The 26,281-nt window shown below is 54.7% G+C and carries 20 protein-coding genes; 9 read left to right on the forward strand and 11 right to left on the reverse strand.

Annotated elements, in window-relative coordinates:
- Positions 1–75: 75 nt before the first annotated feature.
- The 8 genes from TH30_RS17980 to glpD form a co-directional block, all read right to left on the reverse strand.
- Entirely contained in the window at positions 76–2,388 is a 2,313-nt protein-coding gene (locus tag TH30_RS17980; RefSeq protein ID WP_147252048.1) for a methyl-accepting chemotaxis protein, read from the reverse strand.
- A gap of 207 nt (positions 2,389–2,595) precedes the next feature.
- The gene (locus TH30_RS17985) at positions 2,596–4,350 is read right to left on the reverse strand and encodes an ABC transporter substrate-binding protein (protein ID WP_114099510.1); all 1,755 of its coding nucleotides are present in this window, start codon (positions 4,348–4,350) and stop codon (positions 2,596–2,598) included.
- 139 nt (positions 4,351–4,489) lie between these two features.
- Positions 4,490–4,762 carry a DUF2160 domain-containing protein gene (locus TH30_RS17990; RefSeq protein WP_114099479.1) on the reverse strand — a complete coding sequence of 91 codons (273 nt, stop codon included), beginning with the start codon at positions 4,760–4,762 and terminating at the stop codon, positions 4,490–4,492.
- Positions 4,763–4,786: 24 nt separating this feature from the next.
- Positions 4,787–5,590: a carbohydrate ABC transporter permease gene (locus TH30_RS17995; protein ID WP_114099480.1), complete on the reverse strand. Its 804-nt coding sequence runs from the start codon at positions 5,588–5,590 to the stop codon at positions 4,787–4,789.
- A gap of 1 nt (position 5,591) precedes the next feature.
- A complete protein-coding gene (locus TH30_RS18000) occupies positions 5,592–6,464 on the reverse strand; it encodes a carbohydrate ABC transporter permease (protein ID WP_114099481.1) in 873 nt (290 codons plus the stop codon).
- A 14-nt stretch (positions 6,465–6,478) separates the two neighbouring features.
- Positions 6,479–7,573, reverse strand: a complete 1,095-nt coding sequence (locus TH30_RS18005) for an ABC transporter ATP-binding protein (protein WP_114099482.1) — start codon at positions 7,571–7,573, stop codon at positions 6,479–6,481.
- A 14-nt stretch (positions 7,574–7,587) separates the two neighbouring features.
- Positions 7,588–8,688, reverse strand: coding sequence for an ABC transporter ATP-binding protein (locus TH30_RS18010; protein ID WP_114099483.1), 1,101 nt, complete (start codon positions 8,686–8,688; stop codon positions 7,588–7,590).
- Positions 8,685–10,241: a glycerol-3-phosphate dehydrogenase gene (gene glpD / locus TH30_RS18015; protein ID WP_114099484.1), complete on the reverse strand. Its 1,557-nt coding sequence runs from the start codon at positions 10,239–10,241 to the stop codon at positions 8,685–8,687. Before glpD ends, TH30_RS18010 begins: the two co-directional genes overlap by 4 nt.
- A gap of 554 nt (positions 10,242–10,795) precedes the next feature.
- Here glpD and TH30_RS18020 point away from each other — a divergent pair.
- Positions 10,796–12,256, forward strand: coding sequence for an NAD-dependent succinate-semialdehyde dehydrogenase (locus TH30_RS18020; protein WP_114099485.1), 1,461 nt, complete (start codon positions 10,796–10,798; stop codon positions 12,254–12,256).
- Between the two features lie 76 nt (positions 12,257–12,332).
- Here TH30_RS18020 and TH30_RS18025 read toward each other — a convergent pair whose 3' ends face one another.
- Positions 12,333–12,875 (reverse strand): hypothetical protein, encoded by a 543-nt coding sequence (locus tag TH30_RS18025; protein ID WP_114099486.1) that lies wholly within the window; start codon positions 12,873–12,875, stop codon positions 12,333–12,335.
- Between the two features lie 300 nt (positions 12,876–13,175).
- Between TH30_RS18025 and glpK the strand changes: the two genes are divergently transcribed.
- Positions 13,176–14,672, forward strand: a complete 1,497-nt coding sequence (gene glpK / locus TH30_RS18030; RefSeq protein WP_114099487.1) for a glycerol kinase GlpK — start codon at positions 13,176–13,178, stop codon at positions 14,670–14,672.
- 166 nt (positions 14,673–14,838) lie between these two features.
- Positions 14,839–15,783 carry an AEC family transporter gene (locus TH30_RS18035; RefSeq protein WP_114099488.1) on the forward strand — a complete coding sequence of 315 codons (945 nt, stop codon included), beginning with the start codon at positions 14,839–14,841 and terminating at the stop codon, positions 15,781–15,783.
- Between the two features lie 7 nt (positions 15,784–15,790).
- Here the strand turns inward: TH30_RS18035 and TH30_RS18040 are convergent, their stop codons facing one another.
- Complete coding sequence (locus TH30_RS18040) at positions 15,791–17,866, reverse strand: bi-domain-containing oxidoreductase (protein ID WP_181850388.1); 2,076 nt, start codon at positions 17,864–17,866, stop codon at positions 15,791–15,793.
- A gap of 108 nt (positions 17,867–17,974) precedes the next feature.
- Between TH30_RS18040 and TH30_RS18045 the strand changes: the two genes are divergently transcribed.
- The 5 genes from TH30_RS18045 to TH30_RS18065 all read left to right on the forward strand — a co-directional run bounded on the left by TH30_RS18045 (position 17,975) and on the right by TH30_RS18065 (position 24,862).
- A complete protein-coding gene (locus tag TH30_RS18045; RefSeq protein ID WP_181850390.1) occupies positions 17,975–20,419 on the forward strand; it encodes a glycosyltransferase in 2,445 nt (814 codons plus the stop codon).
- A 203-nt stretch (positions 20,420–20,622) separates the two neighbouring features.
- On the forward strand, positions 20,623–21,519 hold the full coding sequence (locus tag TH30_RS18050; RefSeq protein ID WP_114099491.1) for a dihydrodipicolinate synthase family protein: 897 nt from the start codon (positions 20,623–20,625) through the stop codon (positions 21,517–21,519).
- Positions 21,520–21,694: 175 nt separating this feature from the next.
- Positions 21,695–22,978: an NAD(P)/FAD-dependent oxidoreductase gene (locus tag TH30_RS18055; protein ID WP_114099492.1), complete on the forward strand. Its 1,284-nt coding sequence runs from the start codon at positions 21,695–21,697 to the stop codon at positions 22,976–22,978.
- A gap of 14 nt (positions 22,979–22,992) precedes the next feature.
- Positions 22,993–23,994 carry a 4-hydroxyproline epimerase gene (locus tag TH30_RS18060; RefSeq protein WP_114099493.1) on the forward strand — a complete coding sequence of 334 codons (1,002 nt, stop codon included), beginning with the start codon at positions 22,993–22,995 and terminating at the stop codon, positions 23,992–23,994.
- 199 nt (positions 23,995–24,193) lie between these two features.
- On the forward strand, positions 24,194–24,862 hold the full coding sequence (locus TH30_RS18065) for a GntR family transcriptional regulator (RefSeq protein ID WP_114099494.1): 669 nt from the start codon (positions 24,194–24,196) through the stop codon (positions 24,860–24,862).
- 98 nt (positions 24,863–24,960) lie between these two features.
- Here the strand turns inward: TH30_RS18065 and TH30_RS18070 are convergent, their stop codons facing one another.
- The gene (locus tag TH30_RS18070; protein ID WP_114099511.1) at positions 24,961–26,031 is read right to left on the reverse strand and encodes a proline racemase family protein; all 1,071 of its coding nucleotides are present in this window, start codon (positions 26,029–26,031) and stop codon (positions 24,961–24,963) included.
- A gap of 51 nt (positions 26,032–26,082) precedes the next feature.
- On the opposite strand from TH30_RS18070, the gene TH30_RS22165 reads away from it, so the two are divergent.
- On the forward strand, positions 26,083–26,256 hold the full coding sequence (locus TH30_RS22165; protein ID WP_181850392.1) for a hypothetical protein: 174 nt from the start codon (positions 26,083–26,085) through the stop codon (positions 26,254–26,256).
- Positions 26,257–26,281 lie beyond the last annotated feature (25 nt).

Below are 26,281 nucleotides of genomic sequence, written 5' to 3' on the forward strand. Positions count from 1 at the left end.
TGTTGCTGCCCTGAGCGAGAGAAAAAATGCCGGAACCGGTTGGGTACATACCCGCTCGGTCCCGGCGAGGTGCGCTCATGGCAGGGAGTATGGTTCCCGGGTTGACCCGGTCGTCTGATTTGCAGGTTGTTCCGAGCGGATCGAGGTCAGGAAATCACGCACACGGCTGCCCAGATCGTCAGACTGGCTGCGCAGGCGATCCGTTGCCTGACGCAAGCCGTCAACAGCCTGAAGGTTATCATCAGCAGCTGTGCTGACTTGCGCGATTGTGCCGTTCATTTCACTGGCAGCAGTGGCCGATTGTTCGACATTGCTTGCGATTTCGGCAACGAATTCCTGTTGCTCGTTAACCGCATCCGACATTTCGCCCACCGTTTCGTGGATGCCGGTTATGCTGTCCCGGATGCCGGCAATTGCCTGAACCGCGATGCCGGTGGTGGACTGGATTTCAGTGATCCGCTCGGCAATCCGGTCGGTGGCCGACCCGGTCTGATTGGCAAGATTTTTGACTTCCTGTGCGACCACGGCAAAGCCCTTGCCTGCCTCGCCAGCGCGGGCAGCTTCAATCGTGGCATTGAGCGCAAGCAAATTGGTCTGGGCGGCAATATCCTGAATCAGGCTCAGTATTTCGCCGATTTCCTGCGCACCGGTTTCAAGTTCATGCATCGTGGCATTGGTGCGCTGGGCTGCTTCAACGGCACTGGTGGCTGCGCCGACCGATTTCTGGGCACGATGACCAGTATCACGCACCCGGTCCGATAGTGACTGGGTCGCATCGGACACGGACGCCATATTGATCGAGATTTCCTCGGATGCACCGGCGACGCCGGTGGCATTGGTCGAGGCGATCTGGGCGTGATCACGGACCTGATTGGACGTTGCCTGAATGTTTTCGGCTTCGCGAGCAACACCCTCGGCAACCTGCATGATCGATGCTTCAAATGCATCGGCCAACTCAAGCATATCCTGCCGACGCTTGGCTTCGGCATGTTCGCGTTCGCGGGCGACTTTTTCCTCGGCCTGCTGTGCCGCAAGGCTGGTTTCACGGAACTGGCCAAGGATTTCAGCCATGCGGCCGATCTCATCGCGGCCGGTGTCCTTTACCTCGGTTGACAGATCACCATTGGCGACCTGACGCATGCCGTCTATCACGCGCAACAGTCGTTTGATCAGGTTCCCACGGACATAGAAGATCAGGATTGCCAGTGAAATCACCAGAACAGCAGCACCGATAAACGCAATCAAACGCTGATCCTGAACCACTTGCGATACGGCATCGGACGCATTGCTGTCGACATCGGCTCGTTTGCTGTCGACCATCACCGAGATCGATTTGGAAAGTGCTTCGGCAGTTGCGATTGTTGCGTTCAGGTTTTTTTCGGTCTGATACTGGTTTTCCCATTCGGTTTCGCGCAGGTCAAACACGCTGGTTCGTCCCTTGCCAAAGGCCATCAATGCCTTGGCAAGGTCACGTATCTTGTTGCCGTCATCATTGTCAGGCAGTTCTTCGAGGGCATCGGTAATGCGCAGCTCGGCCCAGTTCCACTGATTGCGAACTTCGTCCATGGCTTCGCCTTCGGGAACGGCAATACCGGCCGTCAGCATCCCGAACGCAAGGTTCACATTGGCACGGATTTCAGCAATCAGCTGTGAAAATGCAATGGTTTCTTCAAGTTTTGTTGCGGCATCCGTGTTGCCACTGGAGACCCTTGAAATACCACGCGCAACATCGATGTCGACCACCTCGATCAGGGGGCTTAGAAACTCGGAAAGATCGCGATAGGCAAACACCATATCAAGTGTAAGATCACCTCGTTTCTTTTCAATATCCAGACGCCGGGTGGTCAGTTCGTGCAGCGTGTCGCGATGGGCGACAATTTCATCAAGTTGTGCTGTCAGGGTGGCAACAGCGTCGACCAGTTCTGGTTCTGAGGTCGACGGGGGCATTTCGGATGTCCCGGATGCATCGCTGCTCTGGCTATTTCCGGTTTCTGCTGCTGGCGGTTCTGTGACCGGCGAGGACACAGAAATATCAATCATGACCGGTTCGGGGTTGGCTGCGGCAATTTCAGCAAGGCGCGTTCGCGCGTCACTGATCAGTTGATCAAGCCTGTTTTCGGTCAGGGCCAGTTCATCGGCATTGCGCGATGCCGCCAGAACCGGCGCCTGTGCCGCAAGGCCAACACCGTTCATTGCCAGTTCCATCTGGCGAATGATGGATGGCAGGCTATCGGTTGTGATGTCAGCGACAAGATCGCGGCTGTTACCAAATGACACCCATGATACAGCCGATGAAATGCCAGCCAGTACCAGAATCAAGGCAAAAGAAGCCATGAGCCGACCTTGAATGCCAAGGCCCGCGCGACGTTTTTTAATGGCGGTATTCACTGTTTCCTCCCTGTCTGGCCCGCTGATTATGTTTTGATTGGGCAGACATTCCCTTTTGGGACATGTGCATCCGTTGTTCGGATGTCTCGGGTCTTATGACTTAATGAAATACGCGTCGGTAAAATGAATGATCTTTAAACAGGAAGCAGTCCTGGTCGGGACGGCCGGGGATGAAAAACATCCCCGGCACCCCCAGTAGTGTGGCTCTTAGTTTTTCTGAGCCGCACGCCATTCCGCGATCAGATCGTCATAATTGACGGTCTCACCCTGCGGTTTTTCGTTAGCGAGTTTCGCTTTCGGTGCACCCGGCTGGTCGAACCAGTACTGTGCATCACGCTCTTCGTTCAGTTTCGGAGCACATTCGCCACCGATGCCTGCACGCTCAAGACGCTGGAGAACCTGGTCCATAGATTTGGCAAGGTTGTCCATTGCTTCCTGCGGAGTACGTTCGCCGGTTACAGCTTCGGCAACGTTCTGCCACCAGAGCTGAGCCAGTTTCGGGTAATCCGGAACGTTGGTACCGGTCGGCGACCACTGGACGCGGGCCGGGGAACGATAGAACTCGACCAGACCACCCCAGTTCGGTGCGATATCGGTCATTTCCTGGGTGTCCAGGTCAGACTGACGGATCGGGGTCAGACCGGTAAGGGTCTTTTTCAGCGAGACCGACTTGGAGGTCACGAACTGTGCATAGAGCCATGCGGCTTTACGGCGCTCAAGCGGGGTGGACTTCATCAGAGTCCAGGAACCCACGTCCTGATAACCAAGCTTCATGCCTTCTTCCCAGTACGGGCCGTGCGGCGAAGGTGCCATACGCCATTTCGGCGTACCGTCTTCGTTCACAACCGGGGTGCCTTTTTTCGCCATATCGGCGGTGAAGGCGGTGTACCAGAAGATCTGCTGAGCGATCTGGCCCTGTGCCGGAACCGGACCTGCTTCACCAAAGGTCATGCCAGCTGCTTCTGCAGGAGCATAGGCCTTGAGCCAGTCAATGTATTTGGTCAGGGCGTAAACAGCCGCCGGACCGTTTGCTGCACCGCCACGGGTTACGCTCGAACCAGCCGGTGCGCAACCTTCAACACGGATACCCCATTCGTCGACCGGAAGGCCGTTCGGAAGGCCCTTGTCGCCTGCACCTGCCATCGACAGCCAGGCATCGGTAAAGCGCCAACCCAGCGACGGGTCTTTTTTACCGTAATCCATGTGGCCATAGACTTTCTGGCCGTCGATTTCCTTCACGTCATTGGTGAAGAATTCCGCGATGTCTTCATAGGCCGACCAGTTGACCGGAACGCCAAGGTCATAGCCGTATTTGTCTTTGAACTGCTTCTGCAGGTCTTCACGCTGGAACCAGTCGTAACGGAACCAGTAAAGGTTCGCGAACTGCTGGTCAGGAAGCTGATAAAGCTTGCCATCCGGACCGGTGGTGAAGGACAGGCCGATGAAGTCTTCGAGATCAAGGGTCGGAGAGGTAACGTCTTTACCTTCGCCAGCCATGAAATCAGACAGCGGCACAACCGCGTCATAACGCGAATGGGTACCGATCAGATCCGAGTCATTGATGAAGGCGTCATAGATGTTACGGTTCGACTGCATCTGGGTCTGCAGTTTCTCGATAACGTCGCCTTCACCGATCAGGTCGTGGGTCAGGTTGATCCCGGTGATTTCCGAGAAGGCCTTTGCCAGAACCTTGGACTCATATTCATGCGTGGTGATGGTTTCGGACACCACGTTGATGTCCATGCCACGGAACGGCTCAGCTGCCTTGATGAACCATTCAAGTTCGGCCATCTGGGCGTCTTTGTTCAGGCTCGACGGCTGGAATTCGCTGTCGATCCATTTCTTGGCCGCGTCAGTGTACTGGTCAGCCATTGCCGGGTTTGCCAGCACTGCAAGACCAAGAGCGACTGCGACGGCACTGCCTTTAATAACGCTCGAAGCGCCTTTGGCTTTAACGATCATGTCGTTTTCTCCCTGGTTGTCTTCCTTTTTGCTCATCCGGATAAAACCCGGTCACCAACGGTAGGGGAAGACAGACAACCCGCCGTGATGAATATCAAAGGAACGGCACTGCGAAAGATCACAGTACCGTTCCGAAGGTTTAGCCCCAGCGCATCACAATGATGAGCCAAGCAAGCGCGATAACCGAACCGATCCAAAGTGCAAGATCGGTAAATGCCAGCCATCCCAAATGGATATAGGCCGCGCCAAGCAGGCTGATAAACAGGCGATCACCGCGTGTGGTGGTCAGCGGCAAAAAGCCGCGCCGCGGAACGGTTGGTGAAACCGCCTGCCAAATTCCCATCCCGATCAGCATCAGGATGATGCAGCTGAAGAACACAGCGGTAATCGGGGTCCAGGCCATCCAAGACATGTTGATATTCCTCCTGTTTGCCGATTACACGCGACCCATCGCGAAACCTTTGGCGATGTAGTTGCGAACGAACCAGATCACCAAGGCGCCCGGGACAATTGTCAAAACACCAGCTGCAGCAAGAACGCCCCAATCAAGGCCTGATGCCGAAACCGTACGGGTCATGGTGGCCACGATCGGTTTTGCATCGACCGAGGTAAGCGTACGGGCCAGAAGAAGCTCAACCCAGCTGAACATGAAGCAGAAGAAGGCCGTCACACCGATGCCCGAACGGATCAGCGGAATGAAGATCGTGGCAAAGAAACGCGGGAACGAGTAACCGTCAATATAGGCGGTTTCATCGATTTCCTTTGGAATGCCCGACATGAAGCCTTCAAGGATCCAGACGGCAAGCGGCACGTTGAACAGGCAGTGTGCAAGGGCCACAGCAATATGGGTGTCAAACAGGCCGACACTTGAATAGAGCTGGAAGAACGGCAACAGGAACACGGCTGGCGGTGCCATGCGGTTGGTCAGAAGCCAGAAGAACAGATGCTTGTCGCCGGTAAAGTTGAACCGCGAGAAGGCATAGGCCGCAGGCAATGCGACAACCAGCGAAATCACAACGTTGATGCCCACATAGATCATCGAGTTGATATAGCCCGAATACCAGGCCGGATCGGTCAGGATCGTCGCATAGTTTGCCAGCGTCGGATTATCCGGGAACAGGGTCATTGCCCCCAGGATTTCCGTATTGGTTTTGATCGACATGTTGAACAGCCAATAGATCGGCAGCAACAGGAACAGAATGTAAATAAGAAGTCCGATATGACGTTTCTGGAACTGCATTTTATTGTTCCTCCCGCTTTCCGGCGTTCATCACGACGGTATAGAAAACCCAGCAAACCAGCAGAATGATCAGGAAGTAGACCAGCGAGAAGGCCGCTGCAGGACCAAGGTCAAACTGGCCGACCGCCATACGGGTCAGGAACTGGCTGAGGAAGGTGGTTGCGTTACCCGGACCGCCACCGGTAAGGACGAACGGCTCGGTATAGATCATGAAGCTGTCCATAAAGCGCAGCAGAACACCGATAACGAGAACCGACTGCATTTTCGGAAGCTGGATAAAGCGGAACACGGCCCAGCGCGATGCGCCGTCAATCTTGGCTGCCTGATAATAGGCATCCGGGATCGACCGAAGACCGGCATAGCACAACAGAACAATCAGGCTGGTCCAGTGCCACACATCCATGACAAGAACGGTGACCCATGCATCCATCGGGTTCTGGGAATAGTTATAGTCAATGCCCATCATGTTGATGACATAACCGCCAAGACCGATGTCGGCACGGCCGAAAATCTGCCAGATGGTGCCAACCACGTTCCATGGAATAAGCAGCGGCAGCGCGAGCAGAACCATCGAGGCCGAAACGCCCCAGCCCTTGCGCGGCAGGGTCAGTGCAACCGCAATGCCCAGCGGAATTTCGATGAACAGAACGCTCAGCGTATAGATGATCTGACGGATCAGCGCATCATGCAGGCGGCTGTCGCCCAGAACCTGTTCGAACCATTCGGTGCCGACAAAGAAACGGGTTTGCGGGTCAAAAATGTCCTGAACCGAATAGTTCACAACTGTCATCAGCGGAATGATCGCGCTGATGGCGACGATAAAGAAGACTGGCAGGACGAGGAACCAGGCCTTGTTGTTGGTAATCTTGTTCATTTCCCCATCCCCCCTTACGCGACCAACTGACTGTCGGCGTAAAGTTTGGTCCATTCCGGTGCGAAACGCAGAACGCCGGACTGGCCGACAACCTGTTCGTCTTCACCGAGTTTGACCTTGATTTCAGATGCACCAAAACGGGTGGTCGCGATCTTGTACTGACCGAGATCCTCGACCTTGATGATATTGACATCAACACCATCGCTGCCTTTGGCAGCATCACCGGTTTCAAGGGTCAGGAATTCCGGGCGGATGCCCAGCTCGATCTTGCCGGTCTGTTTGGAAACGGCTTCAAGGAGACGGTCCGAAAGACCGATACGCTGACCATCGACCCAGGCCGCACCATCATCAATCTTGCAATCCATGATGTTCATGCCAGGGCTCCCGATGAAGTAACCGACAAAGGTATGAGCCGGATTTTCAAACAATTCCTGCGGCGTGCCCAGCTGAACAACCTTGCCGCCATACATGACGACAACCTTGTCAGCAAAGGTCAGGGCTTCGACCTGATCATGGGTGACATAGACCATGGTCGGGCGCAGTTTGTTGTGAATTTCCTTGAGCTTGCGGCGCAGAACCCATTTCAGATGCGGGTCGATCACGGTCAGCGGTTCGTCAAACAGGATGGCCGAAACATCGTCACGAACCAGACCGCGCCCAAGCGAGATCGTCTGTTTTTCATCCGCGCCAAGGCCGCGTGCCTTTTGTTTGAGCTTGCCGGTCAGATCCAGCATTCCGGCGATTTCCCGCACACGCGCATCGACGCGTTTTGCATCAACGCCGCGGTTGCGCAGCGGAAAGGCAAGGTTTTCGTAAACCGTCATGGTGTCATAGATCACCGGGAACTGGAAAACCTGCGCGATGTTGCGTTCTTCCGGAGCCAGATTGGTGACATCCTTGCCATCAAACAGGACCTGGCCATGTGACGGTGTCAACAGGCCGGAAATAATGTTCAGAAGGGTGGTCTTACCACAGCCCGACGGGCCGAGAAGGGCATATGCACCGCCATCTTCCCAGACATGTTCCATACGGCGCAGGGCATAATCCTCGTCCGTTTTCGGATCGGGGAAATAGGAATGCGCAAGGCCTTTAAGATCAATACGTGCCATTTTTCTATCTCACCTTACGCCGCTTTGCCGTTGGAAATTTCGACCGGCGGGGCGGCCACGAGTTTGCCGTTTGCATCAAAGGCAAACAGACGTGTCGGATCGACATAGAACGATGTGGCTTCGCCCAGACGCGGGTTGTGAACACCTTCTTCCTGGATTACCCAGGACACATCATTGAAATGCACATGAACAAAGGTTTCCGAACCAGTGATTTCGGCCAGTTCGACCTGTCCCTGCATGGCGATCGTGTCTGCACCGGTCGGATCAACCGACAGATGGTTGGCACGAATACCAAGGGTGTAAGTCCCGTTCGAAAGATCGGCCAGATGACCGGAAAGCGGAACCTGATGGCCCGATTTCATAAAGATCGCACCATCGCGGACTTCGGCATCAACAAGGTTGATTGGCGGGTCGGAAAAGATCAGGCCGGTCTCGACATAGGCCGGGTTGTGATAAACCTGTGTGGTCGGGCCAAACTGGGTAACGCGCCCCTGATGCATGACCGCGCACTTGCCGCCCAGAAGCAATGCTTCCATCGGTTCGGTCGTGGCATAGACAACAATGGTGTCGCGTTCAGCCAGAAGGTTCGGGATCTCTTCACGCAGTTCTTCGCGCAGCTTGTAGTCAAGGTTGACCAGCGGTTCGTCCAGCAGCAGCAACTTGCAATCCTTGACCATGGCGCGCGCCATGGCGGTACGTTGCTGCTGACCACCGGAAAGTTCCTGAGGCAGACGATCAAGCAGATGTTCGATATGCATCAGTTCGGCGGTCGAGCGGACACGCTTGTCGATATCGGCCTTGTCAACGCCCTGAAGTTTTAGCGGTGATGCGATATTGTCATAGACATTCATCGACGGGTAATTGATGAACTGCTGATAGACCATGGCAACGTTGCGCTTTTGCACAGCCATGCCGGTCACATCAACATTATCGACCAGAATGCGACCGCTGCTTGGCGGTTCGAGACCGGCCATGATGCGCATCAGTGTCGTTTTACCGGCCAGGGTCCGTCCCAGAAGGACGTTGAACGATCCCGGTTCCAGCGTCATCGACACATCGTCGATGTGGGACTCCCCTCCCACGGTCTTGGTTATGTTTTCAAGCGTAAGGGTCATTTTCCACTGTTTCCTTCGCCCGTTTTCACGGTGTTTTTTGATTTCGGTTCTGTTTCGAACCATTGGACAATGGCATTACGCGTCTCATCCGAAAGGTGCAGCCCCAGTTTGGAGCGGCGCCACAAAACGTCCTGGGCGGTTCGTGCCCATTCGTAATCCACCAGATAGCGCAATTCGCATTCATATACGTCATTACCAAGGTGCTTCCCAAGCCCTTTAAGATCAGACGCATCCCCAACAATTCTGTTGGTAAGTGTGCCGTAGTTTTGCACGTAACGGTAGATCTGTGCGTCGGGAATCCACGGAAACTTCTTGTGCATTGCGGTGAGATACCGCTCGAAATCCGCGTTCGGCATGTCTCCGCCCGGAAGTGGCTTGGTCGCCGTCCAGCGGGTATCATCGCGGCCCAGCAAGGGGCAGAGCTTGGTCATGGCGGATTCAGCAAGCTTGCGATAGGTCGTGATCTTGCCGCCATAAATGTTCAGAAGCGGCGCACCATTATGGGCATTCTCGCCACGATCAATTTCCAGAACATAGTCGCGTGTGACCTGTGATGCGTCCTCGCTGCCATCACCATAAAGCGGACGAACCCCCGAATAGGTCCAGACAACGTCATCGGTGGTGATTTTCTTTTCGAAATAGCTGTTGGCAAGATCGCACAGATACTTGGTTTCTTCCGAACTGATCGCGACCTTGGACGGATCACCCTTGTAGTCGCGGTCTGTTGTCCCGATCAGGGTGAAGTCCTGTTCATAGGGGATCGCAAACACTATGCGCCCGTCCGGGTTCTGGAAGATATAGCAATATTCATGGTCAAACAGTTTGGGCACAACAATGTGGCTGCCCTGCACCATGCGGATGCCCTGTTTCTTTTTGGCTTCGACACGGTTTTCAAGAAGTTCGGCACACCAGGGGCCTGCGGCATTGACCAATGACTTGGCGGTGATGACCTGTTCGGTTCCGTCATCGACATTGCGAATGGTCACGTTCCAAAGATTGCCATTGCGTTTGGCCGAAACACATTCGGTGCGGGTCTGAATTTCAGCCCCCTTGTCGCGGGCATCCATTGCATTGAGCACGACCAGTCGTGCATCCTGTACCCAGCAATCGGAATAGACGAATGCCTTTTCCATGCCCTTGATCAACGGCTTGCCTGCCGGATGGGACGCCAGCCTGATGCCTTCGGAACCCGGAAGCTTTTCGCGACCGCCAAGATGGTCATAAAGGAACAGACCCAGACGGATCATCCATGCCGGACGCAATCCCTTGACATGCGGCAGCACAAAGCGCAGCGGCCAGATGATGTGCGGGGCGGCACGCAAAAGAACTTCGCGTTCAATCAGCGCCTCGCGGACCAGCCGGAATTCGTAATGTTCAAGATAGCGCAGACCACCGTGAATCAGCTTGGTGCTGGCCGACGAGGTTGCGCTGGCAAGGTCGTCTTTTTCACACAAAAAGACCTTAAGCCCGCGTCCCGCCGCATCCCGTGCGATGCCCGTGCCATTGATGCCACCGCCAATGATGGCGATGTCGTATGTGCCTGAATTGAGCAACCGTATCCTCCCTGGTGCTCTTATTTGTGACAGATGTTCTCAACTGTCATTCTGTTCTTTCACAAACGTTACGAATGCCCCAAAATAATTGCAAGCGAAAAAAAATAAACATCTAAATTTTCGATAGCGAACTGAATCGGTAGATTTGTAACGAATTGTTTTTGTTCGATATTTTGTCTGGGTACCCGAAAAGGGGCCTGATAAATGACCAATGTTTCGTTTGTAATTACCCCTGTGGAATGCTCAGAATCGGTAAAAAGTGAAAAATATTGCCGGGTAGCGACTCTTCATTGGGGGAGGTGGCTTTGGGTCGATCTATGCGACACGGGCACAGGTCGCCGGATGGCCCAGGGTATCGGGACTGTCGTATTTTCTGCCAAAAGCCCCCGCATTCAGCGCGGGCAAAGCAATAATCTCGCAAAGGGGGTCCAATCCCCTGTTTGCGATTGCCAAGGCAGAAATATCTCGCGAAGATGTGGCATCAATCCCGGAGCAGACTAGATGTGGGATATCCGATCATGTCGCTCCCAATAAAGAATTCCGGAGGCACTAAAATGATTTCGCTTAAAGACCCCTCGCTCTTTACCCAGCAGGCCTATGTTGGCGGGGAATGGGTCGATGCCCCAGACGGAAAAACCGAACAGGTGACCAACCCGGCGACGGGCGAAGTGCTTGGCACGGTTCCGGTGCTTGGCCGTGAAGCCGTCGCCCATGCTGTTAATGTTGCCGAAAAGGCCCAGAAGCTTTGGAAAAAGCGCACTGCCAAGGAACGTTCCGCCATTCTGATGAAATGGTACGACCTGATGATGGAAAATCAGGATGACCTTGGCGCGATCATGACCGCCGAGCAGGGCAAGCCGCTTCCGGAAGCCAAGGGCGAAATCGCATATGCGTCAAGCTTCCTGCAATGGTTTGCCGAGGAAGGCAAACGCGTTTATGGCGATGTGATCCCGACCTTTGCCGAAGGCCGTCGTGTCATGGTTCTCAAGGAACCGGTTGGCGTTTGTGCGGCCATCACGCCCTGGAACTTCCCGACTGCCATGATCACCCGCAAGGCGGGCCCGGCATTGGCCGTTGGCTGTGCGATGGTGGTCAAGCCGGCAATGGAAACGCCCTATTCGGCACTGGCCATGGCGGTTCTGGCCGAACGTGCAGGCCTTCCCAAAGGGTTGCTGTCGATTGTGACCGGTGAAGCGGTCGAAATCGGTGCCGAGATGACCGAAAACCCGAAGGTTCGCAAACTGACCTTTACCGGCTCGACCCCGGTCGGGCGGTTGCTGATGCGTCAGTGCGCCGATACGGTCAAGAAAATCAGCCTTGAGCTTGGCGGTAATGCGCCGTTCATCGTGTGTGAAGATGCCGATATTGATGCGGCTGTCGAAGGGGCGCTGGCGTCAAAATATCGTAATGCCGGTCAGACCTGTGTCTGTGCAAACCGTCTGTTTGTTCATGATGCTGTCTATGACGAATTCGCCGAGAAATACGCCGCCAAGGTCTCGCAGATGCGTGTCGGTGACGGCTTTGAGGAAGGCGTGATCATCGGTCCGCTGATCAATGAAAAGGCGGTCGAAAAGGTCGAAAAGCAGGTTGCCGACGCGGTGTCAAAAGGTGGCCGTATCCTGACGGGTGGCAAGCGCCATGAAAAAGGTGCGACCTTCTTCCAGCCGACCGTCATTGCCGATGCCAACCGTGACATGATCGTCTTCCGAGAGGAGACCTTTGGCCCGATGGCACCGCTTATTCGCTTCCACAGCGATGAAGAAGTGCTTGAGATGGCCAATGATTCCGAGTTCGGTCTGGCGTCCTATTTCTATTCGCGGGATATCTCGCGCATCTGGAAGCTGGCCGAGGGCCTCGAAAGCGGTCTGGTCGGGGTGAATGTCGGCGTGATGGCAACCGAAGTTGCACCGTTTGGCGGCTTCAAGCAATCGGGCGTTGGCCGTGAAGGTTCGAAATACGGCGTCGAGGATTATCTTGAAGTCAAATATGTCTGCATTGGTGGTATCGACGACTGATAACGGATATTTCCGGACATGAAAAAGGGCGCTGCAATTCGCAGCGCCCTTTTTGTCTGGTTCAACCGGGTATGGGTCAGGCCGAGAACAGGTCTTTTTTGACACCGGATGTGCGATTGTCGTCTTCCTCGCCGGTGATGGACTGCGAAGAGCCCGGCGGTAATTCCGACTGCAATTCGGTAAAGACATCAAACATGCGCGGGTTGAAGGCGATCTGGGCCTGCATACGGTCGCGGCGCTCGCTTTGCGTTTCCTTGCCATCGTTCTTGCCAAGCTCGGCATTGGCAAGGGTATTGCCATTGAGCTGTTGTTCGATGGCATCGGCAATGGTTTTCTCGATGGCCTGTCGGTCATCGGCATCCATTTTTGCGAGGGTTTCCTCGTCCAGCCCCATACTTTTAAGAATCTTGGCGCGCAATTCTTCGATCTTGCGTTCCTCGATTTCCTTTACATAGGTGGTAAAGCCGTTCTCGCGGATATAGGCCAGCTCGGCATTTTCTTCCTTCTTGTCGTCAGGAAGCGGCTGGCTGTTTGATGCGATCGTCACGGCCTGAGAAGCAGCACTTTTGGCGCTATAGGCTGTGTTGGTGACGTTCAGCAATGTGTCATACAATCCCATAAGAGCCCTCCATGGGAAAAAGATGCCGGTTAAAATTCATGTGTATTCTTGTCGGTGCAAATCGCGTGCCGGTATAAACCGGGTTCTTATTGCCGTGGTTACGGGGAAAAATTGTGTCTGTGAAAACAGGAGTTTGACGGAAGCGATGTGAAAAATTTTCGAAAACGAATTGTTTTTTGATGCGATTTTTTTCTAAATAGAGCGATAAAGCCAGCAGCCCGGTCGCAAAGACGGGTAGAGCGCATGGTATCATGCAGGGTCAGAGGGCAGGAAAACTGCCGGCTCGGGAGGAAAACACAAATGACCGATACGCGTTACATCCTTGCCATTGATCAGGGAACGACAAGCTCACGTGCGATTGTTTTTGATGAAAACGGCCGATCCGTTTCCGTCGCACAACAGGAATTCCCCCAACATTTCCCCAATAGCGGCTGGGTCGAACATGATCCCGAAGATCTGTGGAGTACGGTGGTCGCTGTCTGCAAGGAAGCATTGGCGCGCGTCGATATCAAACAGGTCGCGGCGATTGGCATCACCAACCAGCGCGAAACCACCGTTGTCTGGGATCGCAAGACCGGCAAGGCGATTTACAATGCCATTGTCTGGCAGGATCGCCGTACGGCATCCCTGTGTCATGACCTGAAAAAGGGTGACCCGAAACTTGAAGAAGCGGTCAATGCCAAGTCGGGCCTTTTGATTGATCCTTACTTCTCGGCCACCAAGGTTGCCTGGATCCTTGATCATGTGTCTGGTGCACGTGCGCGCGCCGAACAGGGTGACCTGGCGTTTGGTACGGTCGACAGTTTCCTTCTGTGGCGTTTGACCGGTGGAAAATCACATGCAACCGATGCCACCAATGCTGCACGGACCAACCTGTTTAACATTCGCGAAAATGCCTGGGATGATACGCTTTGCAAAATCTTCCGCGTGCCGCAAACCATGCTGCCGGAAGTCAAGGATTGCGCGGCCGACTTCGGCGTTACCGATGCCGACTTGTTCGGGGCGGAAATCCCGGTTCTGGGCATGGCAGGCGATCAGCAGGCCGCTGCATTCGGGCAATGCTGCTTTGAGCCGGGCGATATCAAAAGCACCTATGGTACCGGTTGCTTCGTGATCCTTAATACCGGTGAAGAGGCCGTCACGTCCCGGCATCGCCTTCTGACCACGGTCGGTTATCGGCTGAATGGCAAAACAAGCTATGCCATCGAAGGCGCGATCTTTGTGGCCGGTGCGGCAGTCCAGTGGCTCCGCGACGGGCTTGGCATCATCAAGTCGGCGGCTGAAACCGAAGGGCTGGCAAAGTCGCTTGAGGACAATCACGGTGTTTATCTTGTTCCGGCCTTTACCGGGCTGGGGGCACCTTATTGGGATCCGGATGCACGCGGGGCGATTTTCGGCCTGACCCGTGATACCGGCCCGCGCGAATTTGTTCGCGCCGCCCTTGAAAGCGTTTGCTACCAGACATTTGATCTGTTCGAGGCCATGGCGGCGGATGGTGTATCGCCAAAGGCCGTGCGTGTCGATGGTGGCATGGTTGCCAATGACTGGTTGTGTCAGATGCTTTCAGACGTTTTGGGGATTTCGGTCGAGCGTCCGGAAGTCACTGAAACCACAGCTCTTGGTGCGGCATATCTTGCCGGACTTCAGGCCGGTATCTATCGCGATCTCGATCATATTTCGGCCAACTGGCACCTTGATGCCAGCTTTGAGCCCAAGATCGAGGCAGCCCGTCGGGACGGACTTCTGGCCGGTTGGAAAAACGCGGTGGGCCGGGTGCAGACCGATCCGAACACCTGACACGCATAGCTGCCTTGTCCGGCATTCGTGCCGTAAGACTGGTAAGTGTATAAATTGCTTTGTACTATTTCCGGGCGGTGTCACTGATGCCGCCCTTTCTTTTTGCACGGAAATAGGGGAATGGGGCCCTGTGTCGTGCCTGTTCTAAAAAAATGCCGGGGGCACGATGCTTGATCTGATCGTTGGAAAAGTTGGACCTGTCTTTTTGACGATCATGTGCGGCTTTCTGCTGACGTATGTAAAGGTCATCTCCCGTCAGGGCATTCCATTCCTTGCCAAAATCGCCATGAACGCCTTTATCCCGGCGATGCTGTTCCAGGCCCTGTCCAAATCCGATATCAGCGCGCATTTCGATTTGCGCCTTTGGGGGAGCTACTATTCCGGCGTTCTGGTCAATTTCGCGATGGTTTTTGTGATTGCGCGTTTGTGGCTCAAGGCGAGAACCGATGAATCTGCCGTGACGGCAATGGGCGGGGTGTTTTCCAATATCGTTCTGCTGGGCATTCCGCTGGTACAGGCGGTTTATGGCGAAGAAGGTCTGGTGCCGGTTCTGATCATTCTTTCGATCCATCCGCTTAGTCTTTTGGGGATGACGGTCCTGATTGTCGAAGGCGCGCGAAGTGGCGGGGACGAGCATTGGCTGCCCAAGGTTCTGCGCAGTGTTTTCCGCGTTCTCAGAAACCCGATCATCATTGCGATTATTCTGGGTGTGCTGGCTTCCTTGTTTGAAATACGGATGCCCGAAATCATCGACGGAACGTTCGAGCGGTTCCGCACAGCTGGTCCGACCATCGCACTGATGCTGGTGGGAGCCGGGCTGTATGGACAGTCGGTCCGTGGCAATCTCAGTGCGAGTTTGCTTTGTACGGTCGCCAAGATGTTTGTTCAGCCGCTTCTGGTGTTTTCGGTCGGGCATTTCATTTTTGATCTGCCGCCCTTGCAGTTGACCATCCTGACCCTTGTTGCTGCGCTGCCGTCCGGGGCCAACGTCGCGATCATCGCAGGGAGCTATAATATCTGCATTGACCGCTCGGCAACGACAATCCTTCTGACCACGATCATCAGTATGATTACCTTGCCCCTGCTTGTGCTCTATGCCGGGGCGCAATAAGGGGCTGTCATCCGCAATTGGCCGCAGTAATGACCAGTGACATCAGGCTGATTTCATCCTCAAGACGCGGGATCAGGGGATTGCGCTGACCGGTTGCGACAGCCTGTGTGAAGGCAGAAATCGCTGCTGCCTGACCCTTGTCCTGTCCAAACCTTTGCCGCATTACGGTCTTGCCGTTGATGGTCAGTTTCTTCCAGTCCGTAAGTTCGGCGTCAAAGCCAGGTGCATCTATTTGCAGGGTTTCCTTCGCCTCGCGCCTGTTGGTGTGCTGATAACTGATTTCACCTTGTGATCCGTCGCTCAGACGGATTTTCCAGATGCTGTCGCCCATTTTGCGATCAAGCCAGTGACAGTGAATATCCGTGATGCTACCCGCCGTCAGACTGTGAATCAGGTCGATGAAGTGGGTGATTTCGCCAATTGTGCGGCCACCCTGATCAGAATGACAAAGCCAGTGATCATTCGGAAGCGGTGAAACCCGGACCCGGTATCTGAAATGCCGGGGGCCATCGGGCAGGGCGACGCGTAATTGCCCGCTCATCGGTGCATAACGACGATTGTGACCGACCATGAACAGGCTTGATGATGATGTCTGATCGCGTAAAAGTCCGATCCCGGCAAGGTCAATCGCAATCGGCTTCTCCAGCCAGACATGTTTGCCTGCTGCCAGGGCGTCGGCGGCGAGTTTGGCGTGACTGTCATGGCGGGTTGCGATGATGACGCTGTTAACGCGCGGATCATTGATGATGGCATGTGCGGACGAGACGGCCTTTGCATCACCAAGTTTTCGCGCCATTGCCACGGCTGAGATGCCGTCTTGCGAACAACAGGCAAGGACATTGATATCGGCTTGTTTGATCAGGTGGGGAACAAGCTGACCGCCCGCATAATTGCCGGTGCCAATCAGGCCAAGACGGACCGTCGCGGGTGAGGGGGCAGTGACATCACATTCGTGCAGGGCAGTTTTCGGTCGATCAACCGATGCCCCATAACGCACCAATGTTGCCAGCTGGTTCAGGTCGGGGCCCTTGGCGAAATGATCGGCGATGTTTTCAAACGCTATTTCTTTGGTGATCAGCGGCGTTGGATCAAGTCTGCCCTTAGCCATCAGATCAAGGGCGGCCTCCATATTGCGTTTGATGGTCCATCGCACATACCCGACGGGATAGTCCTGTCCCAGTTCTTCATAAGCCGGGTCATAACGACCCGGCCCGTAAGACCGGACCTGCTTGATCACGATTTCCTTGTCATAGAGCATTTTACGCTGCGCGCTGATTGCGACATCGCCGACGCAGATGATAGTGGCCCGATCCCGACAAAGACGTGCAGCCGCATCAACAAGTTTGTGCAGACCTCGTGCCGGGGCACAGATATAGACGGCGTCGAAAACATCTGATTGTGCGGAACTGGCGGTGGTGAAGCATCTGTTTGCGCCATTTTCCTGTGCCAGTTCGCGCCGATATGGATGGGGTTCAATGATCGTAACATTGGTACCCGCCGCGACTGCAGTTTGGCAAAGCAATTGCCCGATCAAGCCCGCGCCAATGATTGCGACGTGATCCCCGATGGTTGTTTTGCCCTGCCGGATGGCATGAAGGGCAAGAGCATAAAGGGTGGCAAAGGCTGCTTTCTGATCAGAAAGCGTATCGGGTACCGGGCAGGCAAGATTGATCGGGACCCTGTTGCATTGCGCATGATTTGCACTGCCCATCCCGGCAATCGCAACCCTTTGTCCGGGTGCGAAGTCATATGCTTTCGAACCGGTGCGAACAACTTTTCCCACGGCGCAATACCCCATTGGCATCGGCTGTCCAAGGCGGTTATTGACCCGCGAGACAGTGGATCGTGCACCCTCCTGCCTCAGGGATTTCAAGGTAAGAGCCACAAGGTCCGGACGTTGCCAGGCCTTTTGCAGAAGCGACGCGGTGGCTTGGCGCGCCTGTGTAAACTCTGTGCCGGGACTGATAACGCTAAAGCTGGTCTGGACAAGGAGGTCATGGTCACCGGGGGTGGGGACTGGACAATCGGCAAGGGCAATCTTGCGTTCTGCCGGAAACCGCAAAAGGGCCTTCATCTCCGTCATGATCATCCTTTATTGATAAAGGGTTGAATATCATAACGACGATTAAACCACATGTGGTGCAGCTTGGTCGATCCGAGATTGACGCGGGCACGGCACGGGGTTAGCAAGATGGCAGACTTCAATATGGAACCGCTTATCATGCATCAAACTGTCCCGGCCCGGCATTGGCGCGACACGCTGCTCAGCCTTGCTGCCATCCTGTTTGGCCTTTCTGCGCCGCTGTTTTTCTTTGGGCGGACTGCTTTGGGGATCGGGCTTGGATTATCGCTGATCACGGCTTTGGCTTCTGCTGATCACGGTGAAGCATGGCGGAAGATGAGGGCAGATATTGCAACTCCGGTGGGGCTGCTTGTTGTTGCAGCTTTGGGCGTGTTTCTGCTGTCGGCAGTTGGTTCGATCATGCCGGGAAAGTCGCTTGAAACCTGGACAGGCCGGTTTGCGATGCTTGCAGGCATCTGGTATCTGATGCGCCTGATCGAGCCAAAGGCCCGCCTGGCATGGGATGCGTGCATCTATGCGGCGATTGCGCTTGTCGGATATTGCATTCTGGCGATCATGATTTATCCGGAAATGTTATCGATCAAGGCACTGCGCGAACCTGATTTCGCCTTTGATATCACCCGCCGTCTGAAGCCTGTCGGAAGTTTCCTGATTTTCGGGGCGATGTTGCTGGTCTTTGATGCCATCGACCGGAAGGGTGTCCGGCGTTATGTCTCGATCCTTGCTGCCTTGTGTATCGTGCCGATCTTGGAAGCCTCGCATGGCCGGGCCAATGTTGCAGCGATAATGGCGGCAGCCTGTGCTGTCGGTTTTTGTGCAGTTTTGCTGATCGGGTCGCGGGTTCTTAAAATCGGTGTGCTGGCTGGTGTCGCGGGTGTTTGTGTTGTTGCCCTGACCTGGCTGAGTGGTGTGACGGTCAATGCTTCCAGCCTTATCGGGTTCGATGCCTATTTGCCAACCTGGCTTGTGGATATCCATCGCCAGATGATCTGGCAATTTGCCTATAGTCATGTCTTTGATCACCCGCTTATCGGTTACGGTATCAATGCGTCCCCTTGGGTGCCCGGTGCCAATGATATGGCCGGGACATCGGGTCAGTCCGTATTGCCCGGACATCCGCATAGCTGGTTTATGGAAATCTGGCTTGAAGCTGGCCTGCTTGGCTTGTTTGTGGTTGTGCCGCTGGTTCTTGTGATTGCATCCACAACCTTGAAGGACGTTCTGCGCAACGGGATTAAGGTATCCGCCTTGCCGTTGATGATCATGGCAGCCTACTGGTTTGCCGGACTGTTTAACTATTCATTCTGGACGTCATGGTGGTTTGGCGTGGTCATGCTTTCCTTGGCGCTGGCCGTGTTGCGCCGGGAAGCATTGCTGGATGCCAAGGCCCCGAAAACCCGCCGCAAGACCATGATTGTGTGTGCGGAAGACTGGTCGTTTGTGTCGCACCGGATCGGATTGGGGCGCGCTGCACTGGTACGCGGGGACGAGGTTGTCGTTGCATGTAACGCCGGTGCAGCCGCCGAAGGTCTTCGCAAGGAAGGTTTTCGGGTGGTTGATGTGCCAATCGCGCGCGGCGGGCTTAGTCCGGTCAAATCCCTTAAGACCGTCAAGGCACTGGCGTGTCTGATCCGTCGTGAAAATCCCGATGTGATTGTCAATGTCGCCATTCAATGTGTGGTTCTGTCTGTCTTTGCCGGAATGCTGGTGGGGGCAAAACGTTCGGTCAATATGATCACCGGACTTGGTTTTCTGTTTGTGTCAGGCGGGGCAAAGGCCAAAATTGTTCGCGCCATTGTCTCTGTGATCCTGCGGGTCTATGCCCGGTTTGGATCAGTGCATGTGATTGTGCAAAATCAGGATGATCTTGCCCTGATGACCGGACTTGGGTTTAAGGAAAGCCGCATTGATCTTGTCCGGGGATCGGGGGTGGATATCTCGGCCTTTTCGCCTGCGCAAAAGGCGCCCGGTGTGCCCAAAACGGCAATTTTTGTCGCACGGATGCTGTGGTCCAAGGGTTTGGCGGAACTGGTCGAAGCCGCGCGTCTTTTGAAATCGCGCGGGCGAAACTATCGCTTTCTGCTGGTCGGGGATGCTGATCTTGCCAATCCCGATAGCGCACATGAGACTGATCTTTCCCAATGGCAAAAGGATGGTCTGGTCGAGTGGCTGGGCAAACGCAGCGATGTTGCAGCGCTTCTGCGTGAGGCTGATCTGGCTGTTTTGCCGTCCTGGCGTGAGGGGCTGCCAAAGACTTTGCTGGAATCTGCGGCTTGCGGTCTTGCCATGGTTGCAACCGACGTGCCGGGATGTCGGGAAATCGTCCGCCATAACGAGAACGGTCTTCTTGTTCCGCTACGCGATGCCAATACGCTTGCCAATGCCATCGAGGAATTGATGGAAGATGATGCGAAGCGTACAGAATTCGGTAAAGCCGCCCGGAAGCTGGTTGAGGATGAGCTTTGCGATGGTGTGATTATCGCAAAGACACTGGCCGTTGTAACCGGAACAGTGTCGACGACACCGATCCGGAATGTGCCATTTCCTGCCTGATCAATGTATCGGCAAGGCATTGACATCGTGGTGTTAAAGGACCCGAAACCGGGTCCTTTTCTTTTTGTCAAAAATCCCGTTGCATCTGCATTTTTTATTTTGTATACAATATACATGAATTGCAGTTGGTCTCAGGCCAAAAGATTTGAACATTGTTGGTGTGATTGAAAAATAATCCCGCCATATCAGGAGGTTACTTTCCCATGCAGGTAAACTGGACTGGCGTTTTCCCCGCCGTTGCAACCCAGATGAATGAAGACGGCTCGATCGATTTCGATATGACCGCAGAACAGATCGAAGCCCTGATCGATGCAGGCGTTGACGGTCTGGTCATGCTGGGTTCTGTCGGCGAAAACACCGCGCTTGAGCTGGAAGAAAAATTCGCCGTTCTGAAGCTTGCTGTGGAAATCACCAAGGGCCGTATCCCGGTTCTTTCGGGTGTTGCTGAAAACTCGACCCGCGCAGCGATCCGCTATGTCCAGGAATGTGAAAAAATCGGTGCTGATGGCCTGATGCTTCTGCCGGGCATGGTCTATACCGCTGACCCGCGCGAAAATATCGAGCATTTCCGCACCGTTGCAAACGCAACCAAACTGCCGATCATGATCTATAACAACCCGGGTGCTTATCGCATCGACATCAAGCCGGAAGAATTCAACCAGCTTGCCGATGTCAAAAACCTGGTCGCGATCAAGGAAAGCTCGGGCGATCCGCGTCGTATCACCGATATCTACAATGCATGCGGTGACCGTTTCGTTCTGTTCTGTGGCATGGATGACCTTGTCATGGAAACACAGGTTCTTGGTGCTGTTGGCTGGATTTCCGGTTTTACCGATGCCTTTCCGAAAGAATCGGTTGCGCTTTGGAAGCTGCTTTCCGAAGGCAAATACAAGGAAGCCCTTGAGATTTATCGCTGGTTCACGCCGGTTCTGCACATGGATGTTCACGCCAAACTGGTCCAGTACATCAAACTGGCTCAGGAAATGACCGGCGTTGGCAAGCCGCATGTGCGTGCACCGCGTCTGCCGCTGGTTGGCAAAGAGCTCGAAACCATCAAGGCGACCATTCAAAAAGCCATCGACACTCGCCCGTCGCTCTAGGCGCTGTGCGACGGATGCAATCACACCTCCCGCCCCAAAAACCGTGATTGCATTATAAGTCTGTTTGATGGAACAGTGAGCTCCCCCGTGCAATGTCGCGGGGGAGTTTCCTGCCATCTGGCAGATTGATCACCACAATGAATCAAATGCGCACCACATCAGGCGAGGCCCCAAAATGACCAAATCCAAAACCGATATTACGGCTCAAACCAGCGGCAAACAGCAGGCCGTTGTCATTGGTGCGGGCATTGTCGGTGTGAATGTCGGGCTGGCTCTTTTAAAAAAGGGCTATGACGTAACCATTCTGGACCGTGGAGAGCCGGGCAGGGGGACCTCCTTTGGCAATGCTGGCGGTATTGCGGTTTCCGAATGTGCGCCGATTGCCATGCCCGGAACGCTTTTGAATGTGCCGGGCTGGTTGCTGGATCCGTATGGGCCGCTGTCGATCCGCTGGGCCTATCTGCCCAAAATGATGCCCTGGCTGTTGCGCTTTGTTGCGGCAAGCACCAAAAGCCGGGTTGAACAGATCAGCACCGAACTTGCCGCCATCCTCAATCGCGTCTGGGAAGATTACGAACCGGTGATTAGTGAGGCCGGTCTTGACGATGCGGTCTTTAAAAAAGAAGGCGCAATGGGTGTCTATCGTTCGGAAAAGACCCGCCGCGATGCCGAATACGGCATTGATCTGCGCCGTCGCAAGGGCATTAAAATCCGCGACATCACCCGTGACGAGATCATGGATCTCGAACCCGACCTTGCCCCGATCTTCCCGTGCGGCGTGATCGAGGAAGACTGGGGCCGTGTCCTTGATCCCTTCAAGATCGTCACCGGCCTTTACAAGCATTTCCTTGATCGCGGGGGCAAGTTCCAGACTGCCGAGGTCACCGATTTCGTCTATCGCGACGGTCAACCGCGTGCAGCGATGACGACCAGCGGGGATCAGATTACCTTTGATACGCTGGTGGTGGCCTGTGGTGCATGGTCCAAAACCCTTGCCAAAAGGCTTGGCTCCCCCGTGCCGCTTGATACCGAGCGCGGCTATAACACCACCGTTCCCTATCATGATGCCAAATTGTCGCGCACCATCATCAGTGCCGATGACAGCATCATTCTGACCCCGATGGAAATGGGCATTCGTGTTGGTGGTGCGGTGGAGCTTGGCGGGCTGATTGCGCCCCCCAACTATGACCGTGCCAAGGCCCTGTTTGCCAAGGGCAAGGAAGTGCTGCCCAAACTCAATGCCGAGGGCGGAACCGAATGGATGGGCTTCCGGCCATCGATGCCGGATTCAAAGCCGGTCATTTCCAAAAGCCCGCGCCATCGCAATGTCTTCTTCTCGTTCGGTCATGGCCATCTTGGTCTGACCATGGGGGCGACCACCGGTCGTTTGATTTCCGATCTTGTCACCGGTTCGGAAACGCCAATCGACATGACGCCCTATCGTATTAATCGCTTCTGATCACAGGCCCCACTATGGCGAAAAACAGCTTCTTTTGCGTAGACGGTCATACCTGCGGCAACCCGGTGCGACTGGTTGCTGGCGGCGGACCGAAACTTGAAGGTGCGAACATGCTCGAAAAGCGTGCGCATTTTCTGGCTGAATTTGACTGGATCCGTACCGGTCTGATGTTTGAACCGCGCGGTCATGACATCATGTCGGGATCGATCCTCTATGATCCGACCTCTGATGACTATGATGTCGCGGTTCTGTTTATCGAAACATCGGGTTGTCTGCCGATGTGTGGTCACGGCACCATCGGGACCGTGACCATGGCGATTGAGGAAGGTCTGGTAAAACCCAAAACACCGGGACGTCTGCGTCTTGAAACCCCGGCGGGTCTGGTGATTGCCGAATACAAGCAGGTTGGCGATTACGTTGAATCGGTCAAGCTGACCAACGTGCCGTCTTTCCTTTATAAAACCGATATCGAGGTCGATTGTCCCGATCTTGGCCCGATCAGGGTTGATGTCGCCTATGGGGGCAATTTCTATGCGATTGTCGAACCCCAGGAAAACTTCCGTGATATGGCGGATTTCACCGTGGGTGATCTGCAACGCATCAGTCCGGAATTGCGTCGTCGCCTGAATGAACAAAACAGTTTCGTTCATCCGCTGCATCCCGATATCAAGGGGCTTTCCCATATTCAATGGACCGGCAAACCGACCCAGCCCGGAAGCACGCATCGCAATGCCGTGTTTTATGGTGACAAGGGCATTGACCGGTCTCCCTGTGGCACGGGGTCGTCCGCCCGTCTTGCACAGCTGGTTGCCAAGGGCCAATGGGATCCGGCTGACGAGCTGGTTCATGAAAGCATCATCGGCTCACAGTTCCGCGTCTCCGTGGTCGAAAAAACCAAGGTCGGCGACTTTGATGCGGTGGTGCCCGGGATCGAAGGCTGGGCGCGCAAGCACGGCTATAACACCATCTTCATTGATGACCGCGATCCCTATGCCCATGGCTTTATCGTAAAATAGGCGGGCTTAATCTGATTGTGACAAGGGGGCTTTATGCCCCCTTTGTTGTATTTCGCGCGATGACAGGAAATTATACAGTATGCAATTGTATTGCGACTTGGTCGGGCCGACGTTATGACTATGAACAGACAGGTTTGATTTGTCTGACGATATGACGCCGCCAAGCCATGATTTCGGGTAACAGAATAAAAGAGCTGAAATGACCGCATCACCGCGATTTACCCGCCGCACCATCACCGATCAGGTGACCGAAGACCTTCGGGCACGCATTCTTTCTGGCGATTTCCCCGCTGGATTCCAGTTGCGACAGGATGCAATCGCCGGTGAATATAATGTCTCGCGCATTCCGGTCCGCGAAGCGCTTCAGCGCCTTGACGCCGAAGGTCTGGTCACCTTCCAGCCGCACAAGGGTGCGATTGTCTCGCAGCTTTCCATCGACGAGATCGAGGAACTGTTTGAAGTCCGCAAGCTTCTTGAATGCGAATTGCTCCGTCATGCTGTGCCGCGTCTGACCCCGGCCGATCTCAAATCGGTCGAGGATATCCTTTTGGTTTATGATGAAGCTTTCCGCTCTGGCGATGTTGCCAAATGGGGCGAGCTCAACCGTGAATTCCACGACCGGCTCTATCGCGCCTCGAACCGTCCCAAGACGCTGGAAATCATTCGCATGATTGGCAACAACACCGTGCGTTTCACCCAGGCACAGCTGGCATTGTCCGGGGCGACCGATCGGGCCGAGCGTGAACATCACCAGATTTTCGAAGCCTGCAAGGCCGGCAACACCGAAGAAGCGGTCGAATTGCTTGCCGAACATATCCAAAGCTCGGCTGACAGCTTGATGGAATGTCTGCGCAAGGCCCGTGAATAGGGCTTGATACATATTATATAAGCAAAGGGATGCCCTGATCGGCATCCCTTTTTATTTGGGCGTGTTTTTGCAGGACTTCGTTACAGATGCATTCGGGATTAGCGGACAATAAATCCCTGTCCGACCAGATCACCTTCTTCATACCAGAAACTGGCCTTGCCGCTGTAATGAGCCTGCCCGCTGACCGATGCGATGATCGCATCATGCGGGCCGCAGCTGGTGACGGCGCCAACCGATCCTTCAAAGCCTGATCCGATCACACTTTCAAACTGGCGCGTCTGACCGGGTTTGATCAGTCCCTTGGCATGCTGGATGGCAAGGCGGGCGCTGACCCCTGATCCGGTCGGGCTGCGATCCACCTGGTTTTCGGCAAACACACATATATTGCGTGTCGGTTCTGGACTGAACGCATCGCGCCCGTCGGTCAGGATCGCCCCGTATAAAAAGGCCAGATCATCATGATCGGGATGGGAAAGGCGAATGCTGTCATTGACCGCCTTACAGATCTCTTCTGAAAGGGCGGTCAGGCGGCTGACATTTCCGGGGGTGATTGCGATGTCAAACTGCCCGGCATCCAGAATGGCGTAAAATGCCCCGCCATAGCCGATATCGGTTTTAAACGCCCTTCCATCTGGCAGGGCAAGGTCAAGATCGCCCGCAAACATGAATGATGGCACGGATGAAAACCGCACCTTGCCGGTTTTGCCATTGGCAACTTCGACCTCGGCGCGCACCAGCCCGCACGGGCACTCAATATTAACATGCGTGATCGGTTCGACGGCTTTGACCAGTCCGTAATCGATTGCATAGCGGCCAAGGGCGATGATCGCGTGGCCGCACATGGTCGAATAACCTTCGTTATGAATGAACAGCACCGCCAGATCGGCATCGGGCAGGCTGGGCTCAACCAGAACCGCCCCATACATGTCGTAATGACCGCGCGGCTCGAACATCACAAAGCGGCGCAGATGATCAAGATGATCGCGCGCATATCGGCGCTTGGCCAGAATGTCATCGCCCGGAATGACGGGGTAGCCCGACGTGATAATACGAAGCGGCTCGCCGCCGGTATGCATGTCGATCACCTCGATCGGTGCCGACAGATCGGGATAGACGGGGGATTGGTGCGAATCAGATTTCGCCTGGCTGTCGCGCGATGGACTATTCATGGGGGCCTCAAGATTATTTTCGACCTTTTTACAGGTCGGGATTCTTTTGTTATGATGGCGGTGCGCGAACATCTTATCTGCATTTTCGCGCCCGGCAATCTTCATGGGCCGGAATTTTGGGCCAAAGACGCCCTTGCAGGTCATAAAAGTGAAACCTATATATGCTTTCGCGCAAAAATTTTGCGTAACGGCGTTTCTGTCACTTTTTTGCAAAAAGGTGTTTGACAGTTCCGGGAGCGGGGCCTATAAC

Source organism: Thalassospira profundimaris (assembly GCF_003326795.1).
Taxonomy (GTDB): Bacteria; Pseudomonadota; Alphaproteobacteria; order Rhodospirillales; family Thalassospiraceae; genus Thalassospira; species Thalassospira profundimaris_C.